Genomic DNA, 21,186 nt, shown 5'->3' with positions numbered 1-21,186 from the left:
AACTTGCTTTAGAAAAGCAGTGTCAATTTGTTGTTATGGAGTTACCGTATGGAATTCGCTTTATTATTAATATTAGTGCTGGTTGTTGGGGCATCAGTGGTTGCGTCAAAATTTAATGATGATGGCGGAAACCCTTATCCTTTTACTCGTAAACAAAGTGTATTTACCCAAGTAGAAGGGGCGTTTCTGGGCTTATTAGAGCGTGCTGTTGGCGACCAATATAAAATTGTTAGTCGCGTTAAACTAATCGATGTGATTGACTGTAAACAAGGTCTGTCTGTTAAATCTAAACGTGCGGCAATGGCTAAAGCAAAAAATAAACAGCTCGATTTTGTGCTAGTAGACAAAGAAAAAATGACCATAGTGGCCGCGGTTGACTTAGTCAACAACGCCAACAAAGATGGCCACAAAGCACAACGTGATTGGTTTGTTAATGGTGCATTAGAAGCAGCTGGCATTCCGCATATTCGTATGAAAGTGAAGTCAGGTTACCGCCCAAGTGAAGTTCGCGATGCTATTATGTTTAAATTAGGCAAGCCTGCTAAATCACAACCTGCACGCCCGACTCGCGCAAGAGTACATAAGCCAGCAGTATTATCACCTTCTCAAGCAAAAGCACATTCCACTGCCCTTGCTGAAATATAACTATCGAATTACAAGCAATCTATTAAAGCGAGCATTTTAAATGGCTCGCTTTTTTGTTTTTTATAGCTGACTTCACGTATAATCAGGCTATTCAAACTTAGGAATTTAACACTATGAATGTTGGTATTATTGGCGCAATGGAGCCAGAAGTTAAAATTTTGCGCGAGGCGATGCAAAATCCACAGATTTTAACCAAAGCAGGCTTTACGTTTTATACTGGTGAGCTTGCGGGCAATACCGTTACTTTAGTGCAATCAGGCATTGGTAAAGTTGCTTCAACTATTGCAACCACTTTACTTATCGATAACTTCAAGCCTGATTGTGTTATTAACACAGGCTCTGCCGGTGGTTTCGACCCTTCACTTAACGTTGGTGATGTGGTGATTTCATCAGAAGTTCGTCATCACGATGTAGATGTAACAGCGTTTGGTTACGAAATTGGTCAAGTACCACAAATGCCAGCAGGTTTTGCAGCGCACCCTAAGCTAGTAGAAGCCGCCGAGCAAACAATTGCACAAATCAGCGAAGTAAAAACGCTTGTTGGTTTAATTTGTACTGGTGACTCATTTATGTGTGACCCTGTTCGCATTGAAAAAGCACGCAGTGACTTCCCTACAATGCTGGCAGTAGAAATGGAAGGTGCATCAATTGCACAAACGTGTTTTGCACTTAACACACCATTTGTTGTTATTCGCTCAATGTCTGATATTGCTGGCAAAGAGTCACCACAGTCATTTGAAGAGTACTTAGAAACAGCCTCTATTAATTCATCAAAAATGGTGGTGGCATTACTAGAAAAGTTAACGGCGGTTACGCTGTAAATGCTCAATAATATTGTTCAAAATCATTTGGACTTTATTGTATTTATTTGTGCGCTCCTAGCTGAGCGCTTTTTACCTTTAGTTAGCTGGTATCACCCTAATCATATACTTTCTGCCATTTTTAATGCGATTGGCCAGCGTATTTATAAAAAAACAGACAGCAAACAATATCATTATTTAGCCGCTTCACTGGCAAGCACCCTTGTTTTAGCTGTTATTATGATTATTGTGGTTTTACTGCTGCAGTTTGCCTTTTACCCTGAACTGCTATCCGGTCTTATTTTATACTTATGCTTAGAAAGCACTAGCCTGAATAAAAAAGCGATCCGCATTGCGAAATTAACCAAAAAGAATCAAAAATCGACTGCGCGAGAATTATTAAAACCACTAGTAGCCCGTGAAGTTAACGCACTTTCAAACCCTGGGGTTATTAAAGCGGTCATGGAAAGTGTCATACTGAGAACAGCACGCCATTATTTTGTAGTTATTTTTATTTTTTTACTATTGGGCCCCATTGCCGCTCTCGCCTACCGTTTACTTACCTTAATCCAACAAGCATGGCGCACTGATATAGCCCCCGACAGCTCTTTTTTGACGCCACTTAAACTCGTTCTTTTTATTGTTGAATACATTCCCATGCGGTTACTCGCGCTGACAATAGCGTCACTTAAAGCCAGTAAAAAAAGCATGCACTATATTAAGCATTATGGCCGTCATTTTTATCAAAACAATACTGGCTGGTTACTTAGTGTGTGCTCTGCATCTTTAGGAGTGCAACTTGGTGGGCCTGCTATTTATAGTAAGCAGCGTTTCAATAAAATGCGGGTCGGTGCTGAGCGCCTGCCAAGTGCCGATGATATGCCAAAGCTACTGAACACCCTAAATCAAGCCCGATTTTTTTGGCTACTCGTTATTGTTAGCGTTGAAATTATAAGGGCCGTTCTAACTGTTTAATCAGTCATAAAAAAACCAGCCGAAGCTGGCTTTTATACTTTATAAAGTTTTAAGCTACGGTAATATTTGCAAACTTACGTTTACCTACTTGGTAAATAGCGGTTGTTCCTTTTGCTACTTCCAATTTGGTATCGGTAATTTTTTCTTCGCCGTTAAGCTTTACAGCACCTTGCTTGATCATACGCATAGCTTCTGAAGTGCTCGCTACTAAGCTCGCTTCTTTTAGCAAGTTAGCAATTAATATCGTGTCTTCATCAATATTTACTGTCAGCTCTGGAATTTCATCAGGTAGTGCTTTTTTCTGAAAGCGCTGAATAAAGTCATCATGAGCAGCCTGTGCGTCTGCTTCACTATGGAAACGTGCAATTAACTCTTTCGCTAATTCAATCTTAATATCGCGCGGGTTAGTGCCTTGCTCTACACGCTGTTTTTGCGCTGCAATTTGCTCAATAGACAAACCGCTTAGCAAATCATAGTAACGCCACATTAATACATCACTAATTGACATGATTTTACCAAACATGTCGCTAGGCGTATCAGTAATACCTATGTAGTTTCCTAGTGACTTTGACATTTTCTGAACGCCATCAGTCCCTTCAAGTAAAGGCATCATTAGTACGGTTTGTGGTTTTTGACCTTCATCTTTTTGCAGCTCACGACCCATTAGTAGGTTAAAGCGCTGATCAGTACCACCTAGTTCAACATCAGACTCAAGTGCGACTGAATCCCAGCCCTGCACAAGTGGATATAAGAACTCATGGATTGCGATAGATTGGCCGCCAGCATAACGCTTTTTAAAATCATCACGCTCAAGCATACGCGCCACAGTTTGGCGAGCGGCTAATTTTATCATTCCCGCCGCGCCCAATGTTTCCATCCACGTAGAGTTGAAAGCAACGGTTGTTTTAGCTGGGTCTAAAATTTTGAAAACCTGCTCTTTATAGGTTTCGGCATTAGCAAGCACATCATCACGAGTCAGTGGCTTACGGGTTACATTTTTGCCCGTTGGATCGCCAATCATACCGGTAAAGTCACCAATTAAGAAAATAACCTCATGACCTAAATCTTGAAAGGTTTTCATTTTGTTAATTAGTACAGTGTGACCTAGATGCAAATCTGGAGCCGTAGGATCGAAACCAGCTTTAATTTTTAGCTTTTTCCCCGACTTTAATTTTTCAACCAACTCATCTTCAATTAATATCTCTTCTGCACCGCGTTTTATCTCTGCTAGAGCGGTTTGTAAATCCACTGTGTGTTACTCCAAAAAATTCTGACAACGAAGGGGTGTAATATGCTCACGATTTATTGCTAGCGCGTTTTAACAAAGCAAATAAAACTATTTAGCTAACATAACAAATTTCCACTTAATTAGAACAACTTTTTTAACTAATCGCAGCACCGACTAAAATGCAGGGTGTACGTTCTAAAAAGGGATATAAAAGAGCGATTAATAATACGCTAAAGGTATTTATAAAAACCCAAAAAACAGTTTATAAATTAATCACTTCTCGCTATTAAATCGTTTTAAAAGCTAATTTAACATTACGATGAAAAAGCAAAGTATCCAAGAATATAAAATAGTCCGATTGTTCAACTTTAAACACAAACAGCCTGAATACCCTATGATTTTAGCTTAATTTAACGCGAGTTTAAATCTACAAAATACTAGTATTCACAGATTATTCGTTATATCCTGCAATATAATCTATTTATTATCTTGACAGCAGAAAAAGGCACGTTATGGTCCACGTGGTTAACACGCTCCCCAAAAAACACAAAATGCTCATTCTAGGTTTGGTTTCTGCTATTGTTGCCTTAGCTTTTTTACCTTCTGAAAAAGCCACTGCATCCAAAGACAATAGCGAGAACACGCTAGAGATTGGTAAGCGCTACGAATTACAAATAAAAGTAGGTGAAAACGAAAAACTCACCGACTTAAATTCAGAGCAAGCAGCGCAAAAACTTCCAGAGTACGATTTTGTCGATCACCTTGTTAAAAATGGTGACAATTTAGCGATCATTTTTAAGCGCGCTGGTTTTTCTGCGCAAACGCTTTATAAACTGGTTAATACCAATGCTGAAACACGTAAGCTAACCAAAATTCACCCTGGTGAAACACTAAGTTTTGCAACTGCAGAAGATGGCTCGTTAGCTCAATTGCGTTATGTTATTTCTAAAACAGATACCTTATTTGTCACCCTAAATGACGAAGGCCAATACGACACTTCAATTGACAGCAAAGAAATAGAAACACTGAGCAAAACCGCACGTGGTGAAATTTCTAGTAGCTTTTGGACATCGGCGATCGCAGCAGGTTTAAGTGAACGCCAAATAATGAACTTTGCCGATATATTTGGTTGGGACGTGGATTTTGCAAATGACATCCGTAAAGGTGATGAATTTGGCTTAATTTATGAGTCTCATTTTGTTGACGGTGAATTTATTGGCACTGGTAAGATCGTTGCCGCTGAATTTATAAACCAAGGTGAACGCTACACAGCAATTCGACACACAGACGGTAATTTTTATACCCCTGAAGGTCGCAGTATGAAAAAAGCCTTCTTACGTGCACCAGTAAACTTTAAATATATCAGCTCAAGCTTTAATCCTCGCCGCTTACACCCTGTTACAGGACAAGTAAAAGCACACCGAGGTATTGACTACGCCGCACGTACAGGCACCCCAGTTGTGTCATCGGGTAATGGTAAGGTGATCAAAGCGGGCTACAGTAAATACAATGGTAATTACGTATTTATTAGCCACGGTACGCAGTACGTTACTAAGTACTTACACCTTAACAAGCGTCTAGTTAGAACAGGGCAAAAAATCAAACAAGGTGAGAAAATTGGTACTGTAGGCTCAACAGGTCGAGTAACTGGAGCGCACTTACATTATGAGTTTTTGGTTAACGGTGTTCACCGTAACCCTAAAACCGTGAAATTACCTAAATCTGAGCCATTACCACGCTCAGAGCTTGCTAAGTTTAAGCCTATTGCTGATAACTTTATTGCGCAACTTGAGCGTAATCGTGAACTTCAATTGGCACTTAAATAAAGATCTTAATGGTTAAATAAAAAAGCCTTTGCAGGGATAACCCGCAAAGGCTTTTTTGTGTGTGATATTTAAGTTTCAAACTTAATTTATGAGTACATAAATAAGCTGCACAACCAAAGAGATCATCACCAGTGGCCAAATGTACTTACTATATTTAGTGGCGCTATCAAGCCCCATTTTACTTTGGTATTTTTCCAGTAACGGAATAATGATCAGCAAAGCAATCACTAGGCTAATTAAAATAACAAATATGTTCATATCATCACCCTACATCAGGTTATGGTAAAGCGCAGCCTTTCGCGCTGATATATAGCTCATACCAATGCTCCCGACTTAAGTTAACATTTACCGCATCACAGGATGCTTTTATCCGCTCTATATTAGTCGTGCCAATAATTGGTTGAATTGATGCTGGGTGGCGCAGTAACCATGCTAATACAATAGCTTCTGCTGTTGTGCCATAGAGTATGGCAAGCTTACTGACTAAAATACTGGTATTAATATCTGCAGGCGAGGCCTTTGATAAATCGCCACCAGAGTATAAACCCTGGCATAAACTGCCCCAACTTTGAATCTGAATTTCATGCTCACGGCAATATTCAATATTGCCTGGGGTAAAGTTAATATCTTTGCCATCGGCATTACCCACATAAACGCCTTCATCAACCCATTGATGCTTGTGTAAACTCGCTTCTATTTGATTTGCCACAATCGGCATATCTAAAGCGCGTTGCAAAAAGCGTATTTGATGTTGCGACATATTAGACACTGCAAAATGGCGCACTTTGCCACTTTCTTTTAAACAACTAAATACTTGCGCAACTTCCTCTACTTCCATTAAAGGATCAGGGCGGTGCAACATAAGTACGTCTAAATAATCGGTATTTAATCGCTTTAATGAGCCCTCTACCGAGCGCTCAATCCAATCAGCTGAAAAGTCATAGCGCTGTGGGTGTTTATCATCAGCAAAGCGAATACCGCACTTAGACTGAATATACATTTGTTCTCTAAGTTCGGGACGCTCAGCCAGAGCTTGACCAAAAACATGCTCGGCTTTGCCTAAGGTATAAATATCAGCGTGATCAAAAAAATTAATTCCGCCTTCAATGGCGGCATCTATGCATGAATGAGTTTGTTGTAAATGCGCACTGGTGATCGCATCTTTGTTCCATGCGCCTCCCAAACCCATACAGCCAAAAACAAGCTTGCTTACATTCGGGAGATATTTTGCCAATGGAGTATGATGCATACCAGTAACCTTTAAGAATTTAAATGAAGAATGACTACTGTAAACAAAAAACTCTATACAAGAAACCGCTTAAGTCAAAACATCAAATTTTAGGCAAAAAAAAGCGCAGTAAACTGCGCTAATAGGTTGAGTCTAAATTACATTTAACCCACAAGAGCGAGCAAAATACCTGCTGCAACGGCACTACCTAACACCCCTGCAACATTAGGCCCCATGGCATGCATTAATAAGAAGTTATGTGGGTTATTTTCAAGCCCAACTTTGTTAACTACCCTTGCAGCCATTGGCACAGCGGATACACCTGCAGCACCAATTAATGGATTTATAGGAGTTTTTGATATTTTATTTAAGCCTTTAGCCATAAATACACCTGAGGCTGTACCAATAGCAAACGCCAGTGCACCCAGTACCAAAATACCAATAGTTTCTACTGTTAAGAACTGCTCGGCAGCAAGTTTAGAGCCCACTGCAAGTCCTAGAAATATAGTGGTGATATTAATGATTTCGTTTTGCGCACTGTTGCTGAGCCTATCAACTACACCCGACTCACGCATTAAGTTACCTAAACAGAACATACCAACCAGCGGAATTGCCGCAGGTAAGAATATAGCAGTTAAGGTAAGCACCATCAGTGGGAAAATAATTTTTTCCTTTTTAGATACTTTACGCAGTTCTGGCATTTGAATTTTGCGTTCTTCAGGCGTTGTAAACGCACGCATAATAGGTGGCTGAATAATAGGCACCAACGCCATGTACGAGTACGCAGCCACCGCTATAGCGCCCAGTAAATCAGGGGCCAGCTTTGACGCTAAAAAGATAGCGGTTGGCCCATCTGCACCACCAATAATCGCAATTGCAGAAGCATCTTGTAAGCTAAATTCAAATCCCGGAATAAAGTTAAGTAAAATAGCGCCAAATAACGTCGCAAAAATACCAAACTGCGCTGCCGCACCTAATAGCAACATACGCGGGTTGGCAATCAAGGCACTAAAATCAGTTAAGGCCCCCACTCCCATAAATATTAATAGCGGAAAAATACCGGTATCAATACCAACATAATAAACATAGTAAAGTAAGCCACCAGGATCTGATAAACCAGCCACCGGAATATTGGTTAAAATGGCTCCAAAACCAATGGGCAGTAGCAATAACGGCTCAAAGTTTTTGGCAATTGCTAAAAATAACAGCAAACAGCCAACGGCAATCATGATCAGCCCAGGAAATGTAAAGTTAGCAATGCCTGTGGCATGCCAGAGGTTTAAAATACCATCCATCCTCTGTTCACTCCTTAAGCTAGTGCAATCATTGCATCACCGGTTGATACTGAATCACCTTCAGAAACAAGCAACTCAGCAATTGTACCGGTATGCATGGCACGTACTTCGGTTTCCATTTTCATGGCTTCCATAATAATCACCACATCACCTTCATTGACTACCTGACCTGGCTTTACTTTAATCTTAAAAATATTACCAGCCAGTGGGGCATTCAATGTTTCACCCGAGGCAACCGATGCCGACTGTGGAATATGCTCAGAGTCTTTTAACGAAACCTCTTTAAGCTCACCACCTTGAGCAACCACGACATCGTATACTTTACCGTCTACTTTAACGCTGTACTGCTCTGCCTTAACGCCTTTATTGTTTGCCGCTGATTTTTCAGGTGCTTTATTGGCGCTATCATCAGCGCTAGGAACAGGCTCAAATGCATCAGGGTTATTACGGTTTTTAATAAACTTCAACCCAATCTGTGGGAATAACGCATAGGTAAGCACATCATCAATTTGCTCATCAGCTAAAGTTAGCCCTTGCTCCTGAGCAAGCTTGCTTAATTCAGCTTCGAGCGTTTCAAGTTCAGGTTTAATAATATCGGCTGGACGACAGGTGATGGCCTCACTGCCATCAAGTACACGCTCTTGTAGCTCTTTATTCATTGGTGCAGGTGTTGAACCATACTCACCTTTTAATACGCCAGCAGTTTCTTTGGTGATAGTTTTATAACGCTCACCAGTGAGCACATTTAATACCGCTTGAGTGCCAACAATTTGTGAAGTAGGTGTTACCAGTGGAATAAAACCTAAATCTTCACGTACTCGAGGAATTTCAAGTAGTACTTCATTTAGTTTATCAGCAGCGCCTTGTTCTTTAAGCTGATTTTCCATGTTGGTTAGCATGCCACCTGGCACTTGTGCTAATAAAATGCGGCCATCAACACCTTTTAAACTGCCTTCAAACGCAGCGTACTTTTTACGTACGTCTCTAAAGTAAGCGGCAATTTCTTCTAGATGGTTTAAATCAAGCCCAGTATCACGCTCTGTTCCCTCCACGATTGCAGCAATTGTTTCGGTTGCTGAATGACCATAGGTCATACTCATAGATGATACAGCGGTGTCGAGCATATCAATGCCAGCATCAATGGCTTTTTGATAAGTAGCTGTACTCAACCCTGTTGTTGCATGACATTGCATAGCAATAGGTATTGAAACCGTTTCTTTTAACGCTTTAATGAGTTCTTCTGCATCATATGGCTTAAGCAGACCCGCCATATCTTTAATACAAATTGAATGACAACCTAATTCTTCTAGCTGCTTTGCAAGCGTTAACCACATATCTAATGTATGTACTGGGCTTACTGTGTACGAAATAGTACCTTGCGCATGCGCCCCTACTTTAACCGCCGCTTTAATAGCGGCTTCTAAGTTACGCACATCATTCATGGCATCAAAAATACGAAATACATCTACGCCATTTTTGTGCGCACGCTCGACAAACTTCTCAACCACATCATCTGCATAATGGCGATACCCTAATAGGTTTTGCCCGCGAAGTAGCATTTGCTGTGGCGTATTTGGCATCGCTTTTTTGAGCGCACGGATACGCTCCCACGGATCTTCACCTAAATAACGAATACATGAGTCAAAGGTAGCCCCACCCCAAGATTCAATAGACCAATAACCTGCGTCATCAATTTTTTTTGCAATAGGTAACATGTCGTCTAATCGCATGCGGGTAGCTAAAAGCGACTGATGTGCGTCACGAAGTACAAGTTCTGTTATTTTTAATTTAGCCATTGGTATGCTCCTCTAATTATTATTTGTTTTGTACTGAGCAATGGCAGCACTAATTGCAGCGATGTGCTCATTTGGCACACCTTGCGATTTAAAAGATGGTGTTCTATGTGATGTTGCGAGTTCTGGCTGAGAAAACTTGCTAGCCAGCTTAGACATGAGTGTCACTGCACCAATCAATAAAGAAAGAAATACAAACACGCCCACCATACCTGTTAGCATTAAATTGCCCGCAGTTGTGAGCAAAGCCCCTATATCCATAATTCTCCCCCTGTTCAAACCGAACAACATAAAAAGTCAGTTTATTTAAATAATTATTCACCAATAGTAACAAAAACTATTCTTTTGTCTACATGTTGTAAATTGGTAAAACCAATTAATCTAAAAGTAACATATCACCAATAAGGTTAACACCACCTAAAATAGCTTATTTGACCTATATATAGATGATAAAAATGTTCGTTATAAACAAAGAATATATAAAACCCCTAATACTTTGTAAAAACACATAAAAAGCAAACCCATCATGCCAACCCATTTAAAACCCTTAAAACAAATGTTAATTGGTCTTACCAAAAAAAAGAGCTGCACTAACTACTTATTATCTCACCGTATACAACTGTGAATAAGTTACCGATAAAATCGTAAAAATTACCAACTCAATATAAAGCCAACCACGTAAAAACAAAACAAACCATTGATTTAAAACAAAATAAAACACTGGCACATTACTCGCTTATATAAAACTAACACTTAGATAAATCAAGGAGATGACAATGTTACGCTGGACAATTACATTTTTGGTGATCGCACTAATTGCAGCCGTTTTAGGATTTGGCGGTATTGCAGGAGCCGCAGCTGGAATTGCTAAGATCATATTTTTTATCTTTTTAGTTTTATTGGTTATTTCACTAGTCTCTGGCGCCTTACGTGGTAAAAGCCCCAGGTAGATAAAACACTACACTCTCTTTTAAACTTATATATACAAGGAATTACATTATGAAATCATCAACACTTAAAGCAGCTGCTATTGGTCTATTCGCAAGTGCATTTATTATGGGTTGTGAAGACAATCATGCAGAAGAAGCGGGTGAACGCATTGACGAAGCAGTAACAGATGTGCAAAACAAAGTAGAAGACACCTGTGAAGAAGTAAAAGAAGGCGTTAATGCCGAAGAAACAAATTGCTAATGTTATTTATTTAGCTAAAAAACGACCTACGGGTCGTTTTTTTATGCCTAAAATATAAATAGTTTTTAGTCATTTCCCCTTTTAAGCTGCGCATTAGGCTAAAATAGTAAAAAATAGCTTTTAAGTGTAAACACATGGTATTTACAACAACTTATAAACTCGATAAACCTTACTTTTATGAATGCTTCGACCAGTCGTTGCCTTATAGCAAGCGTGCACAACCTAAATACTTTTTATTAGCGCTGCTTGTGGCATTGGGGCTATTTGGCATTTATGGTTTAGGCGATCATTACCTTGGTACATTTTTGCTTATGTTAGCTTTACTTGAGTGTATTGCCTTTTACTATCGCCGCCCTTGGTGGGTAACAAGGCAAATGCTTAGCAGAGCATCAGGCTCTGAAGTTACCCTTACCTTTGACGAGGATGGGATAAAATCGACCAATCATTACAAAAACTATCAGTTAGCTTGGCACGACATTAATGAAGTAATTACTACAGATTGCGGGCTATTGCTAAAAAGTAAAAGCGGTATGCAATACATCTCTAAGGCAATACTCAACGATGAAACGATAGATTTTATAAACAAAAAAGCCACTCAGTGAGTGGCTTTTATAAATGTCGTAGTTATTAACTAGCACATTTTATACTATGTTGATTAAGCATTGCCCGGATTAGGGTTAGACTTTTCAGCTTGTATGCGCATGTAAATTTCTTCACGATGAACTGATACGTCTTTAGGTGCGTTAACACCGATACGAACTTGATTTCCTTTAACACCTAGAACAGTAACGGTTACTTCGTCACCAATCATAAGGGTCTCGCCTACTCTACGAGTTAGTATTAGCATTCTCTTGCTCCCATGTTCCAATAAAATTATAAGATTCCGCACACACATTTTAATTAAAATTAGACTAAAAAGTAAGTAAAAACTCGCAATCTATTCATTTTCTGTTAAAAATGTCTTATGTAATGCACGAACAGCCAGCTCAAGGTATTTTTCATCTATTAAAACTGAAATTTTTATCTCTGAGGTTGAAACAAACATCACATCAATGTTCTCTTGTGCTAACGAATCAAAAAATAAACTCGCTACCCCAGAATGAGATTTCATCCCCATACCTACAGCTGACACTTTCGCCACATTAGTTAATCCGTCAATTGCCTGTGCGTCAAATTGCTGTTGCTCAGCCGTTAACAAATCAAGTGCGTTTAAGTAATCATTTAAATGCACAGTAAAAGCATAGTCGACTTTTTCAACTTTATGATTAATTTGATTAATCATATCTATTTCGATGCCATTATCAGAAAAAAGTTTCAAAACTTTTGCAAGATGTTTGGTGCCTTGTGGCATTCCATGCACCTTAATTAAGCACTCATCTCGATTAAATGCAATACCCGATACGACATTGCTTGTCACGTCGCTCTCCTCAAAACTAATTAACGTGCCTTCATCGGGTTTAAAGCTAGATAAAACCCGCAAAGGAACATTGTGTTTACCAGCAGATTCTACAGAGCGAATATGCAACACTTTAGCGCCTAAACTTGCCAGCTCAAGCATTTCAGCAAAGGTAACATGACTTAAACGTCGTGCGTTAGGTTCCACACGCGGGTCTGTAGTATATACGCCATCAACATCGGTATAGATCTGACACTCATCGGCTTTTATTGCACCAGCAATTTCAACCGCTGAGGTATCGGTGCCACCACGCCCAAGCGTGGTCACGTTACCCTCAATATCGCGCCCCTGAAATCCGGCAATAATAGCAATACGGTTATGTTCAAGTTCATGTTTTAAACGCGTAGCCGCGACCTCTTCCACCCGCGCTTTACCGAACATGTTATCGGTTAATATATTAACCTGATCGGCTAATAAACTTACTGCAGAATGGCCGCGTTTAATAATCGCCATCGCTAATAAAGCAATAGAGACTTGTTCACCGGTACTAAGTAATACATCGAGTTCACGACTACTCGGGCGAGAGTCGATTTTTTTGGCAAGATTAATTAAGCGATTGGTTTCTCCCGACATTGCCGAAAGCACTACCACCACTTGGTGGCCTTGCTGCTTAGTTTTAACAACAAGGTCGGCGACCGCTTCAATACGCTCTATTGAGCCTACCGAAGTGCCGCCAAATTTTTGAACTATAAGTGCCACTTAAGCTTAAGTACGCTCAGTTAACCAAGCTGTGACGCTATCAAGTGCTGCAGTTAAGTTTTGTGGCTCAGAACCACCCGCTTGCGCCATATCTGGACGACCGCCACCTTTACCACCCACTTGGCCTGCCATGTGGTTAACTAACTCACCCGCTTTTACTTTGCCAGTTAAGTCTTTAGTTACACCCGCAATTAAGCTGACTTTGTCACCGCTGGCAACACCTAAGGCAATAACGCCTGAGCCAATCTTATTTTTAAGATCATCAACCATGCCACGAAGCGCTTTTGATTCAGTCCCTTCAACGTTGGCAACTAACAACTTAACCCCGTTAATTTCAACTACTGAATCAAGTAACGATGCACCTGCCGCACTGGCTAGTTTATCGTTAAGCTGGGCAACTTGCTTTTCAAGTCCTTTCGACTTTTCAAGCAAGGCTGTTACTTTTTCAAGTACTGACGCACTGTCACCTTTTACCAGCGCTGCCACATCAGCTAATTGCTGCTCTTGCTCGCTGACATAAGCGATTGCCTCTGCACCCGTTACCGCTTCAATACGACGAACACCGGCTGCAATACCGCTTTCAGATACAATTTTGAATAAACCAATGTCACCTGCGCGCTCTACGTGTGTACCACCACAAAGCTCAATTGAGTAATCACCTATGGTTACTACACGTACTTCGTCATCGTACTTTTCGCCAAACAATGCCATAGCACCTTTTGCTTTAGCATCATCAATTGCCATTAGCTCAGTATTAAGTGCAAAGTTACGACGAATTTCGTCATTTACTACACGTTCAATTTCGCGCAGTTCTTGTTTGGTCACCGCTTCAAAATGTGAGAAGTCAAAACGCAGACGATCTGGCTGCACAAGTGAGCCTTTTTGCGATACGTGCTCACCTAAAAGCTGACGCAATGCTTCATGTAAAATGTGCGTAGCTGTGTGATTTTTCTTAATGCTTTCACGACGCGCATCGTCAATTGTCGCATCCACTTTATCGTTAACGCCAATACGCCCTTGTACTGTTCCATGATGAGCAAAAGCATTACCCAATTTAGTGGTATTGGTTACATTAAACTCACCACCGGCAACAGTAATTGTTCCGCTATCACCAATTTGGCCGCCTGATTCAGCGTAAAACGGAGTACGGTCTAAAACAATAATACCTTGCTGACCATCTTCTAATAACGATACAGATTCGCCAGCGGCAAAAATTTCTACCACAGTGCCACGGTAATGATTGCTATCATAGCCTTTAAAATCAGTGTGCTTATCTGATTTTAATTGCTCATTATAATCTGCACCAAATTTGCCCGCTTGCTGTGCTGTTTTACGTTGTACTGCCATGCATGCTTCAAAACCTTGATGGTCTATCGTCATCTGGCGTTCACGCGCTACATCAGCCGTTAAATCAGCAGGGAAACCATAGGTATCGTAAAGCTTAAATACTAAGTCACCTGGGATCACATCCCCGGTTAAATCACTTAAGCTTTCTTCTAAAATAGCTAAACCACGTTCGAGCGTTTTACCAAACTGCTCTTCTTCGATACGCAGTACTTTTTCAATAATTTCTTGTTGCTTAGCAAGCTCTGGATAGGCCTGACCCATTTGCTCAATAAGCGCTGCTACTAACTTGTAGAAGAACGCGCCTTTAGCACCCAATTTATTACCATGGCGTACTGCACGACGAATAATACGACGTAACACATAACCACGGCCTTCGTTTGATGGCATAACCCCGTCTGAAATTAAAAACGCACACGAACGAATATGATCCGCCACCACACGAAGCGACTTATCATCCATGTTTTGTGCATTAGTAACGCTTGCAGCAGCGGCAATTAAGCCTTGGAATAAATCGATTTCGTAGTTTGAGTGCACACCTTGTAAAATAGCTGAAATACGCTCAAGGCCCATACCAGTATCAACAGATTGCTTAGGAAGTGGCTCCATAGTCCCGTCGCTTTGACGGTTGTATTGCATAAATACTAAGTTCCAAATTTCAATGAAACGATCGCCATCTTCTTCAGGTGTGCCCGGAGGGCCGCCCCAAATGTGCTCACCGTGATCATAAAATATTTCAGAACATGGACCACAAGGACCGGTATCACCCATAGACCAAAAGTTATCGCTAGTTGCAATGCGAATAATACGATCTTCAGCTAACCCAATATCGTTAGCCCAGTAGCCAAAGGCTTCTTCGTCATCATGGTAAATGGTCACTAACAGCTTTTCTTTTGGTAGTTTTACAACTTCAGTAAGAAACTCCCACGCAAATTTAATTGCATCTTGCTTAAAGTAATCACCAAAGCTGAAGTTACCTAGCATTTCAAAAAAGGTATGATGACGTGCTGTGTAACCAACATTTTCTAAATCGTTGTGTTTACCACCAGCACGCACACAACGCTGAGAGCTAGTTGCGCGTGTATAAGGGCGGCTTTCGGCGCCTAAAAATACATCTTTAAATTGCACCATACCGGCATTATTAAATAACAACGTGGCATCGTTACCCGGTATAAGCGAACTAGAAGGAACAACTTGATGTTGTTTGCTGGCAAAAAAGTCTAAAAACTGTTGCCTAATTTGTGCGGTAGTCATGTGCTGCATGTGAAAGTCTCACCTGTATTTACTGTGCTTGCATTGCAAAATTTATTTGATCATAGCTAAAACCTCGATACATTAAGTAGCGCACGCGCTTAGCTTTTTCTTTGTACTCGAGGTCTGCCGGTGTCGTTGAATATTTTTTGTTGTACGCTTCCTGCGCGAGCTCAAACCAATCTATTTCCAGCTCATCAACCACTGTTTCAAGCAGTGCTCTATCAATCCCTTTACTCATGGCCTCACTTTGAATTCGCTTTAAGCCATGGCATTTAAATATGTGTTTTCTGACAAACCCTTCACAGTAACGCTGCTCGTTAATAAAATTGTGCTTTTCACACCAATCAAGCAGGTTTTCTATGAACTCGTCGGTTGCTTCTCTTTGCTGTAACTTTTGGGTTAACTCACGGCGCGAATACTCTTGCCGACCAAGCAACCAAAGCACATAGTTTTTTAACTTTTGTTTTAACGTATCATCCATTAAGCGTCAAAGCGTCCGCTTTGCTCGCTACTTAAAGGCTTAATGTTACTGTCATCACTTGGTGGCACAACGGGCATAAAAATAGCCTGATAAGATACAAAGAAACTAATGTAGCAAATTGGCATTAAAATCAACAGCGGTAGTAGCGATAAGAACATCGACAACACCATTAATAATGCGCAAATAATACCATAAACACTCAATGGTAAAATATTATAATAAAACACCATAAACGAACTTTTTAAGGCATTTAAAATACGTTGCTCTTTATTAAAGTAAACCAGCGGTACTGCATAGGCAAACGAAGTAAAGTAAATAGAGAGCGCAATTAAAAACAATGCCACGTTAGCAAGCGAAATACTCTCAAGCATTTGGCTAACGGCGGTGTTTGGATCTAGGCCAGGCTGTGTTATAACCGCCATTGCATCAGCAAATAACCCATTGGCGAGCAAGGCAATTAAAATACCGGCACCCATTTGATACAGCGCTAAGCGAAATAAGCCTAACCGATTTCCTTTGGCTGAAAAGGGCTTCAAAATGTCGGCTAACATAATTTTTCCGCCCTGCTGCTTGGTAAGCACGGCTTGATAAAAACCAGCGGTTAAAAATGGTGTAGCCAATGCTGCAGCTATTTGTAATACCGGTAAAAATAACGACAACAAGCCAACAATGCCAATAAACAAATGCATAAAAATAAAAGTTAATGGCTGAGTTTTAAAAATTAGCCAACCCGCTTTAAACCATTTTAATGCCGCATCAGCTTTAAAAATTCGTAATTGTGTAGACATACTTGCTCTTAATTAAAACAAAACACGCCGAGTATAACTCGGCGCTGGTTGGTATTACATAGGTGGCGGCGATAAATGCCGTTAATATTAGGGTCTGTTGCCCTTTACGGATTAAAATTTGTTCAAACTAGGGGCGATTTAATCGCGGCGCGAGGTTTGTAACCTAGTGGGCTAAGTAAAAACCGAGCAAAGCTTCCGCGTCCTGCTCACGCCCCTTACCTACATCCATGTAGGCAACAAAGAGTAAATCGCCCCTAGGCAGAACCCTTCGGGCAACGCCTGTTTGGCATTGATGCTGCGTTATCGCCTATTTATGGGGAATAACACCACATAGGCTCTGCCTTGCCTAAATACCAAACAGACTGCTGCAAATTCAACCTTGAAAGGTCAACAGACCCTAAGGTTTTTTAATTTTCTTAATATCTAGCATGTGAGAGCCATGCTTAATCTTTGTCTCTAAATACGCTTTATTACCTGAAAGCCCAGCTTTAATGTGAGCATGAGTACCCACAACAGAGTCGACCTCTATACCTGCATCTTTTAATGCATTGAGCTTTTTAGGGTTATTAGTCATTAATTTAACGTGCTTTAAATTAAGCGCATTGAGCATTAACACTGCATCTGAAAAGTCACGTAAGTCATCAGCAAAACCTAAATGGTTATTAGCTTCGTAAGTATTCATACCTTGTGATTGCAGTACATACGCATCAATTTTATTATATAAACCAATACCACGCCCTTCTTGGCGTAAATAAAGTAAAATACCGCCCTGCTCATGCATCATTTCAATACACTCGTTTAACTGCTCACCACAGTCACAACGTGACGAGTGAAATACATCGCCAGTTAAACATTCAGAATGCATACGAATAAGCGGAACACCTTGCTCGGTATCGGCGTTATTAAATACTAAAGCAACATGCTCTTGGCCATCTTTTAAGCCACTAAAGGAGATAATTTCTGCTGGAATATCACTATTTTTGCCAACATTAAGCTGGACTCTTGCTCTTACTTGCGCCACGACCAATCCAAATATTAAAAAACTACGACACGATAAAGTGATAATATCACAAAAGTTCAAAATTGGATCGTAGTACATCTTATGTAATGACAAATATATGGCGACGACTGCGGCTATTTTCAATATTCAAACATAAATATATTGGCAATGGATATTTACCTTGGTTTACCTAAAATGATGACATACACATAAGGATTTGCTAATTTACCACCGACAAATAATAGGGATCATTATGAAACTAAATAAACTTGCATTACTGATGGGCTTAGGTTTATCTGTATTAAGCACCACGCCATTTGCCGAACAAGCAAATAACGCTCAAGCCGTTTTCAACGACGCGTATCAAAATTACTTAAATGCGGTTAAAACCAAAGAAAATGTGCAACAAGCCGCGGAGCAGGCTTACACATTAGGTAAAGCTGTTTACGGTGAAAATGCTGATAACACCGCAAACTTAGCGATTAACTATGCAAAATCAATTAATCGATACGGTAAACAGTGGATTGAAAAGCGTTTTTCACTTTACCAACAAGCCTACACTATTTCAGTTAACAACCATGGTAAACAATCATTAGAAACCGTTGATGCTTTAGTTGGCATGGCTAATTTTGCGCCCTCAGCTCAAAAAGCGGACTATTATTTAGAGCAAGTCATTGCAATAGCAAACACAGAAAATAAACCTAAATTTTTGGCCGATATGAAATTAGAAGCGGCAACCATATTAGCCAATAAATTCAGCTACGAAAAATACCGTGAAGCTAAAAACTACTTAGAAGAAGCCGATGAGTATTATCAAGCTAACTTACCTAAAAACTCGGTTGAACAAATAAAAGCTGACTTTTTAATGGCGTCATTTGCGGAAGGTCGAAAAAGATACGACCAAGCAATTGAACGGCTTAATCGCGTAGTAAAGGTATTTGATGAAAGCTTAAACTACGATCACAACGCCGAGCTAACCGCACACTCAAGATTGATTGGCTTGTATGAAAAACAAGGCAAAAGTGATGAAGCCACGAAGCACTGTATCGCGATAGCTAAAATGGTGCCGTGGAAAGAAAGCCAAGAGCAAACGCCGCTATACCGCGTTAACCCTAAATACCCTAAAAACAAGGCGCGATTTAGTAAGGATGGCAGCGTAGTTATGGAGTTTGAAGTAAATGAGTCTGGCTTTGTAAAAAATCCACGCGTACTTAGTTCAGAAGGCGGCCTTGCTTTTGAAAAATCGGCAGTAGAAGCATTAGCGCAATGGCGTTATGCACCTAAGTTTGAACATGGAAAAGCGGTTGCAGCAACCTCCAAAGTACAGCTCGATTTTAAAGTAAACCGTTAATAACATACCAAAGGCGCTTCAAGCGCCTTCTAATTTATCACTATAGCTATTTTAACTTAGCTAAAATGTTATCGCTTGCGGCTTCAATTAAATCAAGTACCTTTTCAAAGCCGTCATCGCCACCATAATAAGGGTCCGGAATAGCACTTTGTGTTTGCTCGCCATACTCTAAAAACAACGCAAGCTTATACTGCAAATGTTCAGGGCAGCGTGCGGTTAGATCCGTCAGGTTTTGTGTATCGGCTGCTAAAATTAAATCAAACTCGCTAAAATCACTACTGCGCACCTTGCGCGAAAAAATACCTTTAAAACTATAACCACGTTTTTCGCCAGCTTGCATAGAGCGTCTATCTGGCGGGTTACCTTCGTGGTGCCCAATAGTCCCAGCCGAGTCCACTAGCAGATCAATGCCTAACTTTTTAGCACGCGCTTTTAATACAGCCTCAGCCGTCGGTGAACGACATATATTTCCCAAACACACTATCAGTACTTTTTTCACTTATAGCTCCTAAGCTTTTGCAAAAAATCAGTAATAAACGTTATTTTAATGAGGCTAATATTTTTTGTTCGCCCTCAAGCATGCTCTGCATAGCGGTGTCCTGTTTTACACGGCTATGCAATGCTGCAAGATTAGGCCAGCGCGACTCATCAAGTTGCTCACCACCATGCTCCATATTCATTAACTGGCAGCTCACTGCAATGTCGGCAAGGGTTAAGCTCTCGCCAACAAAAAACTCGTTACTACCTAAATAACCTTCTAAATAATCAAATAAAGGCGGTAGTTTTTCATTTAATGCACTTTGTACCAATGCTTCATCGGTTTGCTTTTTCATTGTAGGGGCAATAATACGTTGCTGAAACACCATAAATGTTGCAAAAGGAGCCAGCTCGTAATCAGCGTATTTTTCTAACCAGCGAACGGCTGCACGTTGCTCTGCAGTATTGCCAAGTAAAGGCGGTAAATTGGGGTGTTTTTCATCAAGGTATTGGCAAATAACGCTAGAATCCGCCAAGCTTAACTCGCCGTCTTTTAGCGCCGGAATTCGCCCTAGTGGGTTCAGTTCTAAAAACCAGTCAGGTTGATTAAACGGCGAGATTATTTCGAGTTTATAGTCGAGTTTTTTATGCGCTAAACACACACGTACTTTACGTACATAAGGAGAAAGCGGGACACCATACAGAATTATGCTCATTATTATTCCTTATAAAAATTAAAATCACCCTAAAACTGCTTTAAAATTGCATCATTGTAGTCATCAGCATTCAAGGTTAAGTTGAACTTGGCCGCCACACTATCTAACTCGGCTTGTTTAATCGCTAAATCATCCATAGTGATGGTGTTATCGTCAAGCTGCCATAATAATCGTGAACCTGCATAACTATAGTGAATCGCCAATAGTGCATCTGGGTTACCTTCACGCCCAGCAGCTTTTAGCTTAGCCATTTTACGAGTGATTTTATTAAGCGCTTGTTTAAGCTCCCACACATACACCACCTCGGTCATAAAAGGATGTGTGCGGTATTTATTTAACAACCAGCCAATACCAATACTAGTAACAATAACGCCTAATAAGTTCCAATGAAAATGACTGCCACTTTCATCGGGAAATAATGCAATAAGCGTTTGTGAAATAGCTAAACTACCAATCGCTAAGCTTGCGGCACAACCGACTATAACGCGGTTTAAATGTTTACGATAACGTGCTTTATTTATTTGAATAAGTTGCATAGTTGCCTAAAAGTAAAAAACTAAAAAATACACAGCCCCATTGTAGCTAAACCCACCATAGAGTTTCGACTCTTTTTAATAAAATACCCGTAGTTTTTGATTT

General features: G+C 40.3%; 23 protein-coding genes. 8 read left to right on the top strand and 15 right to left on the bottom strand.

Translation table 11 applies throughout. The features are described from left to right. Positions 1-48 precede the first annotated feature (48 nt). The 3 genes from B1F84_RS03050 to ampE all read left to right on the top strand — a co-directional run bounded on the left by B1F84_RS03050 (position 49) and on the right by ampE (position 2,420). The gene (locus B1F84_RS03050; protein WP_008110447.1) at positions 49-645 is read left to right on the top strand and encodes a DUF2726 domain-containing protein; all 597 of its coding nucleotides are present in this window, start codon (positions 49-51) and stop codon (positions 643-645) included. A 113-nt stretch (positions 646-758) separates the two neighbouring features. Further along, entirely contained in the window at positions 759-1,466 is a 708-nt protein-coding gene (gene mtnN, locus B1F84_RS03045) for a 5'-methylthioadenosine/S-adenosylhomocysteine nucleosidase (RefSeq protein ID WP_008110448.1), read from the top strand. Further along, on the top strand, positions 1,467-2,420 hold the full coding sequence (gene ampE, locus B1F84_RS03040) for a regulatory signaling modulator protein AmpE (protein ID WP_131690543.1): 954 nt from the start codon (positions 1,467-1,469) through the stop codon (positions 2,418-2,420). A 49-nt stretch (positions 2,421-2,469) separates the two neighbouring features. Here the strand turns inward: ampE and tyrS are convergent, their stop codons facing one another. Further along, positions 2,470-3,669: a tyrosine--tRNA ligase gene (gene tyrS, locus B1F84_RS03035; RefSeq protein WP_008110451.1), complete on the bottom strand. Its 1,200-nt coding sequence runs from the start codon at positions 3,667-3,669 to the stop codon at positions 2,470-2,472. 491 nt (positions 3,670-4,160) lie between these two features. Between tyrS and B1F84_RS03030 the strand changes: the two genes are divergently transcribed. Further along, on the top strand, positions 4,161-5,474 hold the full coding sequence (locus B1F84_RS03030) for a peptidoglycan DD-metalloendopeptidase family protein (protein WP_131690542.1): 1,314 nt from the start codon (positions 4,161-4,163) through the stop codon (positions 5,472-5,474). 81 nt (positions 5,475-5,555) lie between these two features. On the opposite strand, the gene B1F84_RS17920 is transcribed toward B1F84_RS03030, so the two are convergent. The 5 genes from B1F84_RS17920 to B1F84_RS03010 form a co-directional block, all read right to left on the bottom strand. Beyond that, positions 5,556-5,732, bottom strand: coding sequence for a hypothetical protein (locus tag B1F84_RS17920; protein ID WP_008115149.1), 177 nt, complete (start codon positions 5,730-5,732; stop codon positions 5,556-5,558). Positions 5,733-5,751: 19 nt separating this feature from the next. Further along, a complete protein-coding gene (locus B1F84_RS03025) occupies positions 5,752-6,723 on the bottom strand; it encodes an aldo/keto reductase (RefSeq protein WP_131690541.1) in 972 nt (323 codons plus the stop codon). A 143-nt stretch (positions 6,724-6,866) separates the two neighbouring features. After that, positions 6,867-7,997 (bottom strand): sodium ion-translocating decarboxylase subunit beta, encoded by a 1,131-nt coding sequence (locus B1F84_RS03020; RefSeq protein WP_008115142.1) that lies wholly within the window; start codon positions 7,995-7,997, stop codon positions 6,867-6,869. 14 nt (positions 7,998-8,011) lie between these two features. Then, entirely contained in the window at positions 8,012-9,793 is a 1,782-nt protein-coding gene (gene oadA, locus B1F84_RS03015) for a sodium-extruding oxaloacetate decarboxylase subunit alpha (protein ID WP_131690540.1), read from the bottom strand. A gap of 12 nt (positions 9,794-9,805) precedes the next feature. Continuing rightward, a complete protein-coding gene (locus B1F84_RS03010; RefSeq protein ID WP_008115139.1) occupies positions 9,806-10,051 on the bottom strand; it encodes an OadG family transporter subunit in 246 nt (81 codons plus the stop codon). A 515-nt stretch (positions 10,052-10,566) separates the two neighbouring features. Here B1F84_RS03010 and B1F84_RS03005 point away from each other — a divergent pair. From B1F84_RS03005 to B1F84_RS02995, 3 genes are all read left to right on the top strand, one after another. Continuing rightward, on the top strand, positions 10,567-10,740 hold the full coding sequence (locus tag B1F84_RS03005; RefSeq protein ID WP_002961939.1) for a DUF1328 family protein: 174 nt from the start codon (positions 10,567-10,569) through the stop codon (positions 10,738-10,740). Positions 10,741-10,789: 49 nt separating this feature from the next. Continuing rightward, complete coding sequence (locus tag B1F84_RS03000; RefSeq protein WP_008115136.1) at positions 10,790-10,981, top strand: hypothetical protein; 192 nt, start codon at positions 10,790-10,792, stop codon at positions 10,979-10,981. A 134-nt stretch (positions 10,982-11,115) separates the two neighbouring features. Continuing rightward, on the top strand, positions 11,116-11,583 hold the full coding sequence (locus B1F84_RS02995; protein ID WP_131690539.1) for a YcxB family protein: 468 nt from the start codon (positions 11,116-11,118) through the stop codon (positions 11,581-11,583). Positions 11,584-11,636: 53 nt separating this feature from the next. Here the strand turns inward: B1F84_RS02995 and csrA are convergent, their stop codons facing one another. The 6 genes from csrA to ribA form a co-directional block, all read right to left on the bottom strand. Next, a complete protein-coding gene (csrA, locus tag B1F84_RS02990; protein WP_004587515.1) occupies positions 11,637-11,828 on the bottom strand; it encodes a carbon storage regulator CsrA in 192 nt (63 codons plus the stop codon). 90 nt (positions 11,829-11,918) lie between these two features. Further along, complete coding sequence (locus tag B1F84_RS02985) at positions 11,919-13,136, bottom strand: aspartate kinase (RefSeq protein WP_131690538.1); 1,218 nt, start codon at positions 13,134-13,136, stop codon at positions 11,919-11,921. Between the two features lie 6 nt (positions 13,137-13,142). Further along, positions 13,143-15,743 carry an alanine--tRNA ligase gene (gene alaS / locus B1F84_RS02980; RefSeq protein ID WP_131690537.1) on the bottom strand — a complete coding sequence of 867 codons (2,601 nt, stop codon included), beginning with the start codon at positions 15,741-15,743 and terminating at the stop codon, positions 13,143-13,145. Between the two features lie 19 nt (positions 15,744-15,762). After that, a complete protein-coding gene (locus tag B1F84_RS02975; protein ID WP_010390806.1) occupies positions 15,763-16,215 on the bottom strand; it encodes a regulatory protein RecX in 453 nt (150 codons plus the stop codon). Next, positions 16,215-17,003, bottom strand: a complete 789-nt coding sequence (locus tag B1F84_RS02970) for a BPSS1780 family membrane protein (protein ID WP_131690536.1) — start codon at positions 17,001-17,003, stop codon at positions 16,215-16,217. Before B1F84_RS02970 ends, B1F84_RS02975 begins: the two co-directional genes overlap by 1 nt. A gap of 397 nt (positions 17,004-17,400) precedes the next feature. Beyond that, a complete protein-coding gene (gene ribA, locus B1F84_RS02960) occupies positions 17,401-18,024 on the bottom strand; it encodes a GTP cyclohydrolase II (protein WP_131690535.1) in 624 nt (207 codons plus the stop codon). Between the two features lie 232 nt (positions 18,025-18,256). On the opposite strand from ribA, the gene B1F84_RS02955 reads away from it, so the two are divergent. Then, positions 18,257-19,354, top strand: a complete 1,098-nt coding sequence (locus tag B1F84_RS02955) for a TonB family protein (protein ID WP_131690534.1) — start codon at positions 18,257-18,259, stop codon at positions 19,352-19,354. 46 nt (positions 19,355-19,400) lie between these two features. Here B1F84_RS02955 and B1F84_RS02950 read toward each other — a convergent pair whose 3' ends face one another. The 3 genes from B1F84_RS02950 to B1F84_RS02940 are packed head-to-tail and all read right to left on the bottom strand — an operon-like array spanning position 19,401 to position 21,083. Then, on the bottom strand, positions 19,401-19,853 hold the full coding sequence (locus tag B1F84_RS02950; RefSeq protein ID WP_008115116.1) for a low molecular weight protein-tyrosine-phosphatase: 453 nt from the start codon (positions 19,851-19,853) through the stop codon (positions 19,401-19,403). A 40-nt stretch (positions 19,854-19,893) separates the two neighbouring features. Then, the gene (locus tag B1F84_RS02945) at positions 19,894-20,547 is read right to left on the bottom strand and encodes a glutathione S-transferase family protein (protein WP_131690533.1); all 654 of its coding nucleotides are present in this window, start codon (positions 20,545-20,547) and stop codon (positions 19,894-19,896) included. 29 nt (positions 20,548-20,576) lie between these two features. Then, a complete protein-coding gene (locus B1F84_RS02940; RefSeq protein ID WP_131690532.1) occupies positions 20,577-21,083 on the bottom strand; it encodes a DUF3087 domain-containing protein in 507 nt (168 codons plus the stop codon). Positions 21,084-21,186 lie beyond the last annotated feature (103 nt).

This window comes from Pseudoalteromonas sp. DL-6, assembly GCF_004328665.1.
Lineage (GTDB): Bacteria > Pseudomonadota > Gammaproteobacteria > Enterobacterales > Alteromonadaceae > Pseudoalteromonas.
The sequence above is the reverse complement of the archived record's forward strand: the minus strand, read 5'-3'. Positions and strand labels throughout refer to the sequence as shown.